Raw genomic sequence first — 15,699 nt, 5'->3', positions numbered from 1 at the left:
TCCGCCGATGAGAATGGGCCAGTAACGTGATCAAGCACTGGCCCGTGCGGTAAATAGTTACCACCTGAGCAGGGCGCAGGCGAGGTTTTCTGATGACTTATTGAATGAGTTATCAGGAGAGACTCAATGACGGGAACACCCGTGGTACAGGTTGCAGGACCCAATGGCGCATTTATCAAGGACAAAATGCCCAGTTGGATCAAACACAGCCACCCCTCACATATCCAACGCTTGAGAGCCGGCTTGTTTGCAGGGCATGTAAACGAAGACCAGTTGCCCGAGTGGTTCACCCATGCCGCACCCTGGCTGCGTGAGGCATTGTTGGTGAGCCAGGCGCGAAGCCGTAAGGCGCATGCCATGCTGGCCATTAAACTCCAGGGGTTTAAAGGCATCGCCGAGTTTGCGGAGCCACTGCTGGTGGAGGCCATGAAGGGGCTCGATTCGTCGGCTATCGATGTCAATAAAAACAGCCTCTATTACCTGCGTCGTGATAAACCGGTAAACGAGCAAAGCCTGCTGCAGGCGGCCTTGCTCAACTTTTCGGGTAAAGAAGACTTCTCGGTGGTGGTAGGGGGAGCATCCAGTGTGATCGCCCCGGTGGGTGCGTTGGTGACCGAAAAAGCTGGCTTGACCGCACAAGGATCATCAGGCTTTTCGGGTGCAGAGGGGGCTGATTTAATCTGGCGCGAACACACTCGGCCCGATTCGATCGAGGGCAACCGTTATCGTTTTAAAGAGCAGCACGCCGTAGCACCTCAGGCTTTCTCGCAGTTATGCCGCCAGCTTGATTTGGGCAAGCAGTATCAGGAGCACTTGAACAGTGTTTTTGATGATCCGGCAACACGCGCCGGATTGCGACATCAGATGATCATTGCCCTGAAAGAGCAAATGGCTGTGCGGCTGCATACCGGCCTGATGGTAGGCGATGTCAAAGGGGCGGGTTACCAGATGGTCCGAGGATTGCTCGACGGTGCCCCAAACCCGAGGATGGGGCCGCTGGTCTTCAGTGGGCTGGAGCTGTTGGGCTTCAACATTGGCCATGCAGTGATCATCGAGTCTGCTCGCTCGTACCCCATTAGAGGCTGGGTGGAGGAGCACACAGGTATTACTTTGCCGGCAGTCCGGTTTGATGAGCCCGGCCCTGATCCTGTCATGGTGTATATCCCGGGAGCCCCTGTCAGCCCTCTCAAGGAGTATTCCTCACTGGGCGAATTCACTGAGGACCTGGTCGCGAACTTATGCTCCGCGAATTACCAGCAGTTTTTTGCAAGCCTGGTACCGCAAGGCAAACAGAAGGACTTTCTGACGCGCCTGAACCATCAGTTGATCGAGAAACACCCCACACCTGGCACCCAGGAGGAGCCTGTTTATTTTGCCGCATCGAGCGTCAACTTGAGAGTGAGCCAGCAAACGTTGCAACCGATCTCTGGCGATATCTTCAACACGCTCTATTTCAGGCAAATAGAAAGGATAAAAGAGGATGCGCTTGCGATCGCCATACCCGCCGCTGTGGTGGATTGGGAGCAGACCGTCGAGACCCTGGAGTACTGGGCGTCGGTGGGAATGAATGTGCTTAACGTCGCTGCCTTTTTTGTTCCCGGACTGGGAGAAGCGATGATGGTGGTCATGGCGCTGCAGTTGGCCAAAGAGGTCTACGAGGGCTTTGAAAACTGGAGTGTGGGTGACATGGAGGGTGCATGGTCGCACCTGGAATCAGTGGCTATGAATGTGGCATTCATCGGCGTGATGGGCGCCGCCGGGTATGCCTTTAGCAAGATACCAGCGGGCACTATTCCCCGAATTCTTAAAGAGGTGAGACAGGCCTTGCTGCCCACGGGGGAGATTCGCCTGTGTAAGCCAGAGGTTCATGCTTTTCAGGTCCCCGAGCAGGTGCTGGACAACAGTGAGCCCAATGCTCTGGGGCAGTACCACGTCAATGGCAAGACGTATGTTCGAGTGGGTGAACACGTCTATGAGCAAACATTTGATCCATCAGTCAATAAGTGGAAGCTCAAACATCCCGATGCCCAGAACGTATTCGAGCCCACGCTTGAGCACAATAACGCGGGGGCATGGCGCCATGCTCATGAACAGCCGCTGGAGTGGAATCGGGCCACCTTACTGCGTCGCCTTGGGCATGAGACCCGTCTGTTTGACGATGCCACCCTCGGCCAGATGGGGGACATAAGCGGGGTGTCTGATGCGGTACTGCGTCAAGTTCATATCGAGGGTTTGCCCACGCCTTCGGTGTTACTCGACACGTTTGAGCTGTTCAGGGTTGATCGCGAACTGGATGCGTTGATTGAGCAGATCGCCAGTAGCAAAGGCTTTACCCACTATCAGGACGAGGTTTTGCGCGTGCTGGTTGAAATGCCAGGTTGGCCCCGAGGGCAAGAGCTTGAAGTGTTTGATGGCGACCCGATGTGGGGCCCTTCAACGCGTTATGGGAAGGTGCTGGTTGAGCGCGACCCCCGGCCGATTATCAGAATCCCCCGTGCTGACATTGCCCAGGGAACGTTAGCTGAACGGATTCTCTCCTTATTAAGCGATGAGCAGGCAGCACAGCTGCTGGGTCGTACAGAGGGCTCTGTATCGCAAGCACGGCGCTTCAATCAGAAGCTTGCCGATGGCCTGAGCCAACATAGACAACGCCTGCTCAAACGCCTGCTAAGTGCGGTCAAGAGTGCGTCCTCTTCAACCGAGGTTGAGGTCTTGCGTAACAGATTTCCCTCGTTGTCCGAAAGAGCAGTGAAAGAAGTTCTGGAGAGCGCCAGCAACAGTGAGTTGGCGGATATGCGTAACGGAACATTCCCCAAACGCATCGACGACAGTGCACGCGTCTACGTCCAGCAAGGGCGAATGAATCGCGCAATGGCAGGGCTGTGTAAGCAGAGCTTGTTTTCTCTGGACAGCGAGCGCTTGGCTCTGCGTGGTCTGGAACATTTGCCGGGATGGTCAAATGACGTACAACTGCAAATCAGGGCCAATAGCAGCAATGGACGCTTGCTCGATAGCATTGGCCTTGATCAGGACCCCATCCGTAAAACCCTGATCAAGTCCGGTGATCACTTTTCTGTAGTGCAAGCGGCAGGTGTGCCCTTGAGCGCTGACCTGAACCTTTATGAAGCAATTGTGCAGGTGTTGCCCGAACCTACCCGTGAAGCCATGGGCTATTTAGACATCAGTCAGGCTGATGACTTGCGGGGAGCATTGGCTAAGCATGCATTATCGAATCGTTCAGAAGTGGCGCAAATATTGCGTCAGCGCATTCCGGGGGCGGAACCTCCTCTTGGGCGGATCAATAACCAGATCGGTTATACGTTGTCTGGCACTGGAAAAGGTCTTGGCGTCAGAGACCTGCAAGTCGTGAGGCTGCGCGATGTTTATCCAGACATGAGTGATGAACAAGCGCTTGGCTACATTGAAGCGCGGTTGAGCCAAGGTGTTACGGATCAACAGATATTTGACGCGTTAGAGCACCAGCTTAATGAACTGCAGGGGTTGCGTAGCGTCCTGCAAGTCTGGAGTGCTGAGAGCAGCGCACGCTCTGGGATTGTGAGCAGAGTCATTGAGTGCTGGCGCTCAGGGCTGCCCTATAACCATGACGCCAATATTGCCCTCAATTTGGGAAGCGTTAGCCAATTACCGGCATGGGAAGCTGACTTCTCGCATGTCAGGGCCTTGAGTATGGACGCCGGCTTGTTAGTCAGTGAGCCGGGCGCCGAATTTCTCCAGCGTTTTCCTAATGCACGACGCCTGGAGTTGTTCGTAGGCAAAGATCAGATCGGGCCGATTGCGCAGGCACTGCCCGTATTGGACGGGATTACTGAGCTTTCGCTGATGTTGAATGTCGGAGCAGACTCAAGTGCACCGCTGGTTGATGTGCTGTCGACACTGTCACAGCTCGAGCAGTTATCCCTAAGCGGCGACATCAATGCGCTGGATGTCACGCACTTGTCCGAGCTTCGAGGGTTGAGCCTGTTCGGCAACGTGAGTCAATGGCCAACAGGGCTTTTTGGGCTCGAACACCTTGAGCTGCTGGACCTGCGTAATACCTCGATTGTGACGCTGCCAGACACGTTTTTTGAGAGCAATCTGCATCCGTTTTCAACGCTGCGGCTGAACTGGTCTGGCATGAATCTGGACACTATCGTGAGGGCCTATGATTTTCTGTCCGCTATCCCGGCCTATACCGCTGAAGTGTCCGGCCTGGCCTCCAGTTATGTGAGTGAAGGGCTAAGAACAATAGCCGTTCAGACCCGGGTGCCTGCGCTGACTGAATCCGTGATTCAGCGCGCCTTGCACAAGTTGCCCGCCGGGGTGTTGATCAGACGGGTCGGTGAAGTTTTTGAAGAGTACCGAACCCTGATTGCGCGTCTGAATCACTGGAAAAGCCAGGTATCTTCAGGCGTTTACACTCAGTTTCGGCAAACGGTTTGCGATCGGATTACAGGTTGCTGGCGCAGCGGGTTGGCCGGACGACTGGGTCTGGAAGGCGATGATCTGGGCGTTGCCTGGAAACTACCGGAGGAGGGCGGCATGCTCGACCTGGAAGGGGACGCATATGGCGACTTGCCAAAGCTTGAAGCCCATTCTTTTACCCATGTTACGCGCTTGAGAATACCTGCGCTTAACGTGCCTGTAGACGAGTTGAACACGTTCCTGGGCGCCTTCAAAAATGCACAAGCAGTGGATCTTTCGCGAAGCCAATTACTGGATTTTCCATCCGCTCTGGCTGACCTGCCGCAGCTAAGCAATTTAGACCTCGGGTTCAATGAGTTGAGGGTCACGCCGCAGATGCAGGAGAGCCTTAATTCCATGGTCGGGCTCAAGCATTTGGACCTGAGTGGTAACTGGGTAGACGAGCTGGATGTCAGTTCACTCGATAAACTGCAAGAACTCAACTTGAATAGCACTTCAATAAAGCACTGGCCGGCAGGCATTGAACGGTGCCGTTCGTTAAGGTTTCTGAATTTAAGTTTCAGCGCGTTAACCGAGATTCCACCTGAGGTCGTAAATCATCCAACCGTGTTAAGCAAAACGCTGCTGCAAGGGTGCCGGTTAACCCCTAAAAGCTGTGATGACTTATTGGGTTATGCGCTCAAACACAAACGTAACCGAGTAGGAGGCATCAGCCTGGACAGTCTGGCCGAGGGTGTGACGGACGGCGAGCCTGAACCCTTCCCGATTCAGGTCGCAGACAACCCGGACTTGCTGCTGCCTGAGCCGTTCACGACCGCCCCCGATGATTCCCCTCTGACTTGCTTGCAGCGACTGACCCCTGATCTGACGCCCGCGCAGGCGCAAGCACGCCTGGAGCAGATTAAAACAGGCGAAGTCGCCATTGAAGTCAGGCTTGCGGCGTGGGAACAGGAGCTCGACTCACTCACGAGTCGCCTCAATGACTGGATCGCGAGCCGCAATTACCGAATAGAAGGGGGCAGACGTTGGGTTAACTCGGCAGACCGCAAGACTGCCGCGGGCCGCATTCTCCAGGCCTGGCGATATAGCGTGGCCCGTTCAGGCGTCGAACAGCAGGCGCTCGACTTCTCAGGTTTATGCATCGGCGACATGCCTCAACTGCCGGGCGCGCTTTATGACATTACCGCTTTGAACTTGAGTGGTTCGGGTTTAACGGAGTCGGGAGTGCAAACATTTATTCGATCGTTTAGCCAGTTACGAACCTTGCAACTGAACAATGCAGGCTTGACCAGACTGCCTGAGTCCATTGGGGCGTTCCAGCATTTGAACAGCCTGGAAGCCGCTGGCAACCATTTGATTTCAGTTGATCTAGAACCCCTGCGTGGGTTGGAATCGCTGGATCTAAGTCGAAACGCGCTGACCGAAGTCGACGTCCAGGGCATGGATAACTTGCAGACACTGATACTCAGTAGCAATCGATTGAGTGAATGGCCTGAGGGCGTACTGGATCTTGCGCAATTGCGTGTTTTAAAACTCGATACCAATCAGATCGAGGCAATTCCCTTTCGCGCTCTGCAAGGTCATCACGACCTGCTGATGGCCGGGACTGACCTGTCCAATAATTATCTACCCAACAGTGAACTAAGGTCGTTGTACGACTACCGTGATTTCACAGGCAATGACTTGGGGTATTCATTGGAAGACTTGCAGGTCGACAGTTCTGAAGCCGGGTCGGATGAAGATTCTGATGGGCAGAGCGATGTAGAGACCGATGAGGAAATAACTGATGAGTTACCGGGTGCGCAGGCCTTGGGAGATGAAAAAGAACCGTGGTTCCAGGACGTGCCTGCTGATTCAGCAAAACACGAAATGTGGGACGTGCTTAGAGCAGCCCCCGGCTCCCAGTATTTTTTTCGCCTGCTTGAGTTACTTCAAGGGAGTAAGGATTTTGCCCTCGTCAGGGCTGAGTTGAACCAGCGAGTATGGGAGGTACTGGAGGCAGCTTACAAAGATGAGACGTTGCGTGATGAGCTTTTCAGCCTGGCCCGCTCGCGCGGTACCTGCTCCGATGGAAGGATGCTTGTATTTAACGACATTGAATTAAAAGTGTATGAGTTCAATGAGTTTGGTACGGGGGCCGCAAGTAAAAGTGGTCAAGAGCTGTTTACGTTTTATAAACGGATGTTTCGTCTCGGTAAAGTGGAAAGCATTGCTCAGGCCACGGCCAATGCCTCAGGAACTATTGAAGTCGTAGAGGTACGTTTGGCTTATCGCACTGCCCTGGCCAACAGGCTGGACTTGCCCAAGCAGGCCGCCGACATGTTGTATAGAGCTAGTGCGCCCGAAGTCACGCCTGCAGCCATAGAAGAGGCTTATGAGAAGGTCATCTTGGCTGAAAAAAGCAGTGAGTTTCTAGAGCATCTGACGACCCAGGACCACTGGCTCACTTATCTGAAAGCGCAATACCCTCAAGAGTTCGAGGCGCTGCAAGCTTATAGCGATGAGCTGATTAATGCACTGGATCAGCAATACGACAGCCCTGCCAGTGAGGGGTATGAAATAGCGGCAGATATCGCGCGTATAGAGGTGTCTGTCAGAGAGCATGACCTCCTGCTGCGACTCTGCGGTCTTCAGCGTGCGTTACTGGAATAGAAGCGTCATTGACAAGGCCAGCACGGGAACGATGATCCCGTGCTGGCCCCTGTTATCCCTGTTCAGTGGTGTGCATCCACTCAGTTGCGGTCCAGCCACACGGTTTGCACGTTGCAAAATTCCCGCACGCCGAAGTGCGACAGTTCACGGCCGAAACCGCTTTTCTTCACGCCGCCGAAAGCCACGCGGGGATCGCTGGCCGAGTAACCGTTGATGAACACACCGCCGGTTTCCAGTTCGCCGGTCAGTTGCTGGGCCAGTTCGACATTGGCGGTGTAAATGGTCGCTGTCAGGCCGAAGTCGCTGTCGTTAGCGAGCGCCACGGCATGCGCACAGTCTTGTGCGGTAATGATCGACGCTACCGGGCCGAACAGTTCCTGTTTGAACGAGGTCATTTGGTCGGTCACGTTGGCCAGAATCGTCGGCTCATAGAAGTTGCCAGCCCCTTCGGCTTTGCCACCGCCTAGCAGCAGGGTCGCGCCTTCTTCCAGGGTGTCGCGCACTTGTTGGTCCAGTTCATCACGCAGGTCATAGCGCGCCATCGGGCCGATGTAGGTGTCGCTGGACAGCGGGTTGCCCACCACCAGTTTTCGGGTGGCCTCGACGAATTTTTCAGTGAATGCCTCAACCACACCTTTTTCAATGATCAGACGCTTGGCGGCGGCACAGACTTGCCCCGAGTTCTGATAACGACCGACAACGGCGGCCTGCACGGCGGCGTCGAGGTCGGCGTCATTGAGCACGATGAACGGATCGGAGCCGCCCAGTTCCAGCACACATTTCTTCAGGGCAGCGCCAGCCTGTGCGCCGATGGCGGTACCGGCGCGAACACTGCCGGTGAGGGTCACGGCGCTGATGCGCGGGTCGGCAATGGCGCGCGACACACCGTCCGGGGTGACGTTGACCACTTCAAACACGCCCTCGGCAAAACCGGCGCGCACAAAGGCGTCGCGAATCAGGTACGCGCTGCCCATCACATTCGGTGCGTGCTTGAGCACGTAGGTGTTGCCTGCCAGCAAGGCGGGTACCGCGCCGCGCAGCACTTGCCAGACCGGGAAGTTCCACGGCATCACCGCCAAAATCGGGCCTAAAGGGCGGTATTCGATGCGTGCCTTGCCGCCTTCGACCTGGGTCGGTTCAGCGGCCAGCATGGCCGGGCCGTGTTCGGCGTACCACTCGCAGAGCTTGGCGCATTTCTCGATTTCGCCACGGGCCTGGGTGATCGGTTTGCCCATTTCCTCGGTGATCATGGTTGCCATGGCGTCAGCGTTGTCGCGCAGCGCCTGGGCCAGTGCAACCATGGCGGCAGAGCGCGCTTGCAACGGCGTGCGCTTCCAGCGGCTGAAGCCCGACGCGGCGCGGGTGAGGGCCGCGTCCAGAGCCTCGGCGGACTCATACGCGTAGTGGCCAATCTGCTCACCCGTGGTCGGGTTGATCGAAAGGGCGTGGGTCTGGCTGGAAATCGGGCTCATGGCATGGTCCTGCTGAGTGAGTAGATGAGCACAGAGTAGGGTGGCTAAAGATTTCTTGAAACTGAATAATAGAGATCGTTTCTTTCACGATTGGAGAATGGCTGTGGATCTGGTGCAACTGGAAATCTTCAAGGCGGTGGTGGACCACGGCAGCATCAGCGCTGCAGCGGCCCACATCCATCGTGTGCCTTCAAACCTGACGACGCGGATCAAACAGCTCGAAGAGGATTTGGGTGTCGACCTGTTCATCCGCGAGAAAAGCCGTCTGCGCCTGTCACCGGCGGGCTGGAGTTTCCTTGACTACGCGCGGCGCATTCTCGACCTGGTGCAAGAAGCGCGGGCGACGGTGGCGGGCGAAGACCCCCAGGGTGCATTCCCGCTGGGTTCACTGGAAAGCACCGCCGCGGTGCGGATCCCTGCTTTGCTGGCGGCCTATAACCAACAACACCCCAAGGTCGACCTGGACCTTTCGACGGGACCGTCCGGGGCCATGATTGAAGGCGTACTGTCGGGGCGATTAGTGGCTGCGTTCGTCGACGGCCCGGTGCTCCACCCGGCGCTTGAAGGTGTGCCGGTATTCGAAGAAGAAATGGTCATTATCGCGCCGCTTCATCACGCGCCGATCCGCTGCGCAACCGACGTCAACGGCGAGAGCATCTACGCCTTTCGGGCCAATTGCTCGTACCGCCATCACTTTGAAAAGTGGTTCAACACCGACGCCGCCGTGCCCGGCAAAATCTTCGAAATGGAGTCTTACCACGGCATGCTCGCCTGCGTTAGCGCTGGCGCCGGGCTGGCGCTGATGCCCCGCAGCATGCTCAACAGCATGCCGGGGTGCGCGACGGTCAGCATCTGGCCGCTGGCCGCCGAGTTCCGCTACCTGACCACCTGGCTGGTCTGGCGGCGCGGGGCCGTGTCGCGAAACCTCAGCAGCTTTGTGCAGTTGCTGGAGGAACAAGGGCAGACGATGAGCGACATGAGTGAATCCACGCATTCACAAACTCTGATGCACACTTCTTAAAGGTTGAAACATGTAAGTAATAGTTTCAACTTGGTGGTGGTCACTGTTTGCAAGATGGAAGAAAGAGAGGCTTATATGTTTCAGGTTGTTACCGTATTCAGTAAACAAAGTTGTTAGATGGTTTCCCTTCGTGTGCTCTAAAGCCTTTTATTGCGAAGGTTGGCAGGGGCGAGCAATGGCATTCTGATGGGGTCTTGGTGTTTGGAATAACGGATCAATGTCGTGTCTTTATGCACTTCAAGAGCATGCGTCACTTAACTGAAACTTGTCGTAGACAATACTGCTGCTCCCCTTTTTTGTCGGTCTAACACTATGTCTAATTGCTCTAAAGTCTTACTTTTGCCTGCGCGACTTGGCGTGTTGGCTGCAATTCTGTTTAGTGCCAGCACTTATGCTCAAAATCAATTAGCCAGTACTGTGCCCGATTACAGTTTGCATAAAACATTATTGATTGGTGTTGACGGCATGCAGTACGAAAAACTGCAGCAAGCCATTCAGGACGCTATGGCGCCCAATATTGGCGGCCTCACGTTGGCCAAGAGCTATGTCGGTGGAGTCGCTGGTAGCACTACTCAGCAAGGGACCAACAGCGGTCCAGGCTGGACCACCATCCTGACCGGTGCCTGGGTCGACCGGCACCAGGTCAAGAGCAATAGCAATGGGTTGCGTAACCAGACCACCAGTCTTTTTGAGTACATCAAAACAGCGGCCGAACAACGACGAACTGCCAGTATCGTGAGCTGGAATACCATCAATCACAATTTGGCCAACGATATAGAAAAAGGTTACATCGACCTTGCCGTTATGTGTGACGATAAAGATATGTGCGTGGCCGACAAAGCCAGTTACGAAATCGAATATGGTCAACATGACTTTATTTTCGCGCACTTTGATGAGCCTGATTTAGTTGGACACTCCCAAGGCTTTACCCCGCCTTATCAAACCGCCATCCAGGGCGTGGACTATCAGGTCGGGCAATTGTTGACTGCACTCGAAAATCGTCAGAACAGTCACCCTGAGGAAAACTGGCTGGTCATTGTGACCCCTGATCATGGCCGCGAAACACCTGCCGGTCATAACCACGGTGCGCAAACTCTGAGTGAAAAAACCACGTTCATCGCCCTCAACAAAGCCCCCAACGAGCAACTCTCTGCGCCGATTAAAGACCCGGTCAATCCTGAGTTCGACGGCTTGTACGGATATGCCAGCCAGGCCGACATTGCCCCTACGATCCTTGCGCACATGGGAGTGCAGCCCGTGGTTGAGCAATACGTGATAGACGGCACTCCGCTGATCGGCCCGATGGGCGTGCGTCATCTGTCTCATCGCCTGGACACACAAGCGCGCAGCGTCACCCTTAACTGGCGCCCGGTAAAGCCCCGTGGCGAAGCGCTGACGGTGTACCGCAACGGCGTCATCATCGGCACCTTGACCGATGCGGCCAGCGAGTTCGTCGATAGCGCACTGCCTGACACTTGCGAGCCACTCAACTACACCGTCGTAACACGGGGATTGCCTGTGTCAGTGCTGGTTCCCGCGCCGGATAAAGCGGGCTGAGTTTTTCTCTGTGAACGGGGTGCCACAACAGGAACAAGAGGCCTTTATACCCCTGAATGCGATGCCATCGATACGGATGGCTTCGCATTGTCTAACCCGGCCTCAGGGGCGCTGGCGGAGTTATTCCAGCAATTGCAAAATGTCTTTAAAGAGTGCCTTGGGAACCTTCACGCCATTGCGCACGCTGCGCTCCCGGGCGTCTTATCGGCGTTAGGAGGGCAGGCGCGCGCCTTGTTCAGTGATCGACTCAAACAGTGCTTCGGCCTGCTGCAAACTGGTTGCATAGGCATCCCCCAGGAACACCTTGGGGTCGAACGCGAGTATCAATTCGCCGTGACACGGTGTGGCGCTTGCACCGGCATCAAATGCCAGTGATGAGCCCTTGTGCCCGCCAAACGTCTGCATGGCGCCCTTCAATGCTGCCTGGGCATCGGTGGTCGGATTACCACTTAGATCAAGGGCCCAATCGGCAGGTATGGGTTTGTTTTGACGGGCGTGCAGTTCGATATCGCCGCGGGCGATAGCGCTGGTGGCGAAGTCAAACACAAATGGGTTGGTGTTGGGTCGAGGCCAGGAAAAGGCAATGGGGTTGGTGCCAAATACGGGTTTCTTACCGCCAGCGGGAGCCACCCAGCTGTGGCTCGACTTCTGGCCAAAGGGCGGAGAAGTGGTAGCAGTTGTTGATCGCCATGGCGGCAATTCCGTTTTCACGGGCTTTGGCGACCAGCAGGGAAAGGCCTGTCTCGAAGCTTAGAAGAGAGTTTGCGTAATGGGCATCAACCGCGACGATACCTGAGGAAACGTGTTTGATTGTCGGCTCGGCTTTTGGGTCGAGATTGCCGTTGCGCAAGATGTGTACGCAGACCAGCAGGCGATACACACCGTGGGATTGGCATTCGTCGCGTTGGCCCTGAGTGATGACATTAGCGATAGCGCGTGGGTCTCCGGCAGGCTTTGTCTTTTAATTCGAAGATTCGGTCAAGGTTCTTTTTTAGGCATGATCAAACTGCTTGTTGGGTAATGGATCCAGGATTCGAGATCCTTGTTCAGTGGGCGATCATACCTCAGATAAAAACGGGCAGGTTGCCCCTGGACCCTGTCGTCATCGTTTGGATTACCTGGCCGGAACTGCAAGTGCCGCTCACTCGCCGCTGTAATGCTGCACTTCGGTCGCCGAAGGGTCGATGCGTTTTTCCATTTCGGCGACAAACCCCTTCAATGGCATCAAGGCTTTGCCCGCATAACCAGGGTATTGCACCTGATAGGGCGGTGCGTTGGACAAGTTGCGCAATTGGTCCATGCTCTGCGCCACATAGGCCACACTGACAAACTGCTCGCCGGTGTGGTCGTCGACCCAGCGTTCAAACAGAAGGGTGCCGCCCGGTGCGGCATCGTTTTCGGGGTACTCAGCGATTTTCCAGTCAAAGCCCAGCAGTGTGCGCAACTGCGCGATGTTGGTGTCGTGGCCCACGAAAGCCAGCCCTTGGGTGCCGGGCGGGCTGCCCGCTGCGGTCGGTTGCAGGGCCAACAGGATTTGCCCGAGCAACTGCGAAGCACCGCGCCGGGCGATGTACGGGATGTGGTTGCTGAGGGCGTATTTAGCCGAACGCAATGCCATCAGACGCGATACCTCTTCAGCGCTGCGGCCTTGACCAAACGCGACCTGATCCAGCGGCAAACCTTCTGCATATTGCATGCGAAAGGTTTCGCTCATGCTCGCGCCCACGCCCAATGGGCTGCTGAGTTTGACCACGCCGTTTTTCTCTTTCAGCGCCCAGGGTTGTTCGCTCAGGGCGCAGTTTTTTTGCTCGCAGGTGGTTGGCACGCCGACCACTTGCTGCATGGCCAGCACCGGTGCGGCATAGCGATCACGGGCAGCGTCGAGGCTACCGCCCATGGCGTGCAATATTGCCGCTTTGGTCTGCGCCGGGTCCAAGGGGGCCAGGCCATTTTCGGTCGCGTGGAACAGCCGGTCCTGGCTTTTCTGCGCATGGTTTACCGGGACGTTGCAGCCGGGGAACATCCCTTGTACCAACGCCGCGCTGGTGGCTTGCGTGCGCGCGACCGGGCTCGACCACACGTAGACCGCCTGCTCCGGCGGGCATTGCCCGGCCTTGAACAGGCCGAGCGAATCGAGCAGGCCGCGTTGCCATTGGCCCAGCAGTACGATGGCTGCGCGGCCATGGTCGGTCAACTGGCCGTCGGCGACGTCAAACGCTGGCCATGGCTTGGCCGACCAGCTTTGTAGTGCGGCGGTATCGGTTGCCGGGCGGATGCCGTGGCGCATCACCAGTACCACTTTGTCCAGGCGCAGCCCGCCGGTGTCCAGTGGTGCGGCCAAAGAGGGCAACGCCAGGCAGATGCCCAGCGCCAGAACCGTGTACTTCAAAAACGTTGTTTTTATCATTGCGGGCCTAGAAGTCATAACGCGTGTTGAAGGTTAACGTACGGGGCGAACCCGGCTGCAGGTAGTTTTCCTGATAGAAGGTCCAGTACTTTTTGTTGGCCAGGTTGCTGACGTTGGCGCCAAAGGTCAGTGCATGCCCGCCGCTCAAATGCAGGCGGTAACCGCCACCGGCATCGAACAGGCTGTAGGCCGGCAGGGTGTGCACGTTGCCTGAGTCCACCGCCATTTCGCCGATACGCTGGGCGCCGGTGTGCAGGAACATGCCGGGCACTTGCGGGACACGATACGTGACTTGTGTTGCAGCTTGATAATGCGCTGCACCGGCGGCGCGGTTGCCATCAACGCCATCGCCCGCATCGTGGTAGGCCGAGTCCAGTGACATGACGCTGCCGTCCACGGTCAGGTTGGGGGTGGCGTCGACGCTGGCGTTCAACTCCAGGCCTTGATAGCGGATGGTGCCGCTCTGCACGAAGACGTTGGCATCGTTGGTGTACTCGGCGCCCCGGTCGATGCGAAACGCCGCCGCCGTGGCGCTCCAGTTACGCTGCTGGGCTTTCACGCCCACTTCGTATTGCTTGCTGCGCAGCGGGCCCAGGGTTTGTTCGGAGTTGACCGCCGTGGTGGGCGCGGTGCCGCCGTTTTCCAGGGATTCGACGTAACTGGCATACACGGTCACGTCTTTGTTGGGTTTGTACATCAACGCCACCGTTGGCGTGGCGGGTCGGGCCTTGTACTGGACAGCAGGGGCGGTCGAAGAGGCGTGAGTCTCCTCGCGGAAGTCTTCGTTGCGAAGGCCCGCCAGCAACGACCAGTGTTCACCCAAGCCGATGGTATCGCTGGCAAATACGGCGCTTTCCTTGATGTTGTCATCGCCATAGGTGCCGCCGCTGTAATCGATGTTGTACACCGAGAAAATCGTCGGGTCGTACAGGTTGCCCTTGCCCACGGTGCCTTTGGGGCTGACCACGGATTTTTCGGAGTTCAGTTGCGAGTAACTGCTGCCCAGTACCAGGTCATGGCTGAACCAGCCGGTGGTGAACTTGCCTTCCAGGGTGCCCATGGCGTCGTTGTAGTCGTAGCCGTGGTACTCGGCCGACGCTTTGTCGGAGTAGCCGCCCGCATCGCTGGAAATGATGTACTGGTCTTTCAAATAACGGCGTGTCGAATCGCTGTAGCGATAGGCCAGCTTGCCGGTCCAGTCTGGCGAGAACTTGTAGGTCGCACTGAGCGTCGACAGGCTGTAATCCACATCGGTAAAGGAGCCATTGCTGTACAGGCGTTTGCTGCCATCAATGGGTTTGGGCAAGGCATTTTTAGCGTTGACGATGATGTCGGTGCCGCCGCTGGTATCACGCGTCTGGTACAGGGTGTCGAAGTCCAGGCTCAGGTCATCGCTGAGTTGCGCGTTGAGGGCCACGCCGACGGCTGTGCGGTTGACCTTGGCGTCACCCGAAACGGCATCGCCTTCTTCGTGCACCAGGTTGACCCGGTAGCCAAAACGCGGGTCATCCAGGCGGCCGCCGACGTCCAGGTGTTCCTTGTACAGGTTGTTGGACTCGTAACCGGCGTCGACGCTGAAGGTGGTCTTGTCGGTTGGCCGTTTGGTCACATAGTTGACGATCCCGCCCGGGCTGCCGAAGCCGTACATGAAGCCCGAGAGGCCTTTGAGCACATCGATGCGGTCAAACATCTCAAGGGGCATTTCCACGCCACGGTTGATGTTGGCCATGCCATCCACCTTGTAGCCGTTCAGGTCATCCAGCGGCAGGCCGCGCACCGCGAGGGTGGCCGGGTGGGTGCCGTAGCTGGAGCTGATGGAGGTGACCGATGCGTCGTACTTGACCGCCTCAGACAAAATCCCCGCCTGGCGGTCCTGAATTTCGCTGCTGCCGACGCTCTTGAACGAGAACGGTGTATCGATCACCGCGCGGCTGCCCAAGGCACCGCTGTTGGTCTGCTGGTGCAGCGCCGGTTTGCGTTTCGCGGCTTTGACCGTAACTTGCGGCAAGGTGGCCAAGGCACTGTCGTCGATGGCTGCTGCTGCAGCATCGGCGGCAAAAGACGGCGTGGCCATGGCAAGCGCTGCGAAACCGAGACCTGCACGCACATACAACGGGGATTTGCGAAACATGACTGCACCTTCGAAAACGGCCATTCACGGCCTGGTT

The 15,699-nt window shown here is 56.7% G+C and carries 6 protein-coding genes and 1 pseudogene; 3 read left to right on the top strand and 4 right to left on the bottom strand.

Translation table 11 applies throughout. The features are described 5' to 3' along the window. The first annotated feature begins 126 nt into the window (after nucleotides 1–126). Nucleotides 127–7,074: an NEL-type E3 ubiquitin ligase domain-containing protein gene (locus tag ACJJU9_RS17440; protein WP_407729100.1), complete on the top strand. Its 6,948-nt coding sequence runs from the start codon at nucleotides 127–129 to the stop codon at nucleotides 7,072–7,074. Between the two features lie 80 nt (nucleotides 7,075–7,154). Here the strand turns inward: ACJJU9_RS17440 and ACJJU9_RS17435 are convergent, their stop codons facing one another. Then, entirely contained in the window at nucleotides 7,155–8,546 is a 1,392-nt protein-coding gene (locus ACJJU9_RS17435; protein WP_353231807.1) for an aldehyde dehydrogenase family protein, read from the bottom strand. 103 nt (nucleotides 8,547–8,649) lie between these two features. On the opposite strand from ACJJU9_RS17435, the gene ptrR reads away from it, so the two are divergent. Both ptrR and ACJJU9_RS17425 read left to right on the top strand, forming a co-directional pair. Continuing rightward, nucleotides 8,650–9,567: a putrescine utilization regulator PtrR gene (ptrR, locus tag ACJJU9_RS17430; protein WP_407731008.1), complete on the top strand. Its 918-nt coding sequence runs from the start codon at nucleotides 8,650–8,652 to the stop codon at nucleotides 9,565–9,567. Nucleotides 9,568–9,879: 312 nt separating this feature from the next. Then, complete coding sequence (locus ACJJU9_RS17425; protein ID WP_407729099.1) at nucleotides 9,880–11,124, top strand: alkaline phosphatase family protein; 1,245 nt, start codon at nucleotides 9,880–9,882, stop codon at nucleotides 11,122–11,124. A 120-nt stretch (nucleotides 11,125–11,244) separates the two neighbouring features. On the opposite strand, the pseudogene ACJJU9_RS17420 reads toward ACJJU9_RS17425, so the two are convergent. The 3 genes and pseudogenes from ACJJU9_RS17420 to ACJJU9_RS17410 form a co-directional block, all read right to left on the bottom strand. Continuing rightward, nucleotides 11,245–12,061 (bottom strand): annotated as a pseudogene (locus tag ACJJU9_RS17420) (Ldh family oxidoreductase); the annotation flags it as partial. 204 nt (nucleotides 12,062–12,265) lie between these two features. Continuing rightward, nucleotides 12,266–13,531, bottom strand: a complete 1,266-nt coding sequence (locus ACJJU9_RS17415) for a histidine-type phosphatase (RefSeq protein WP_407729098.1) — start codon at nucleotides 13,529–13,531, stop codon at nucleotides 12,266–12,268. A gap of 7 nt (nucleotides 13,532–13,538) precedes the next feature. Beyond that, nucleotides 13,539–15,662 (bottom strand): TonB-dependent siderophore receptor, encoded by a 2,124-nt coding sequence (locus tag ACJJU9_RS17410; protein ID WP_407729097.1) that lies wholly within the window; start codon nucleotides 15,660–15,662, stop codon nucleotides 13,539–13,541. Between the last annotated feature and the right edge of the window lie 37 nt (nucleotides 15,663–15,699).

It is taken from the genome of Pseudomonas helleri (assembly GCF_045830615.1).
Taxonomy (GTDB): Bacteria; Pseudomonadota; Gammaproteobacteria; order Pseudomonadales; family Pseudomonadaceae; genus Aquipseudomonas; species Aquipseudomonas helleri.
The sequence above is the reverse complement of the archived record's forward strand: the minus strand, read 5'-3'. Positions and strand labels throughout refer to the sequence as shown.

What these genes read in the sequence shown, in the direction of transcription:
- ACJJU9_RS17440 (WP_407729100.1), top strand. Translation starts at nt 127, where the DNA reads ATGACGGGAACACCCGTGGTACAGGTTGCAGGACCCAATGGCGCATTT.
- ACJJU9_RS17435 (WP_353231807.1), bottom strand. Translation starts at nt 8,546, where the DNA reads ATGAGCCCGATTTCCAGCCAGACCCACGCCCTTTCGATCAACCCGACC.
- ACJJU9_RS17425 (WP_407729099.1), top strand. Translation starts at nt 9,880, where the DNA reads ATGTCTAATTGCTCTAAAGTCTTACTTTTGCCTGCGCGACTTGGCGTG.
- ACJJU9_RS17415 (WP_407729098.1), bottom strand. Translation starts at nt 13,531, where the DNA reads ATGATAAAAACAACGTTTTTGAAGTACACGGTTCTGGCGCTGGGCATC.
- ACJJU9_RS17410 (WP_407729097.1), bottom strand. Translation starts at nt 15,662, where the DNA reads ATGTTTCGCAAATCCCCGTTGTATGTGCGTGCAGGTCTCGGTTTCGCA.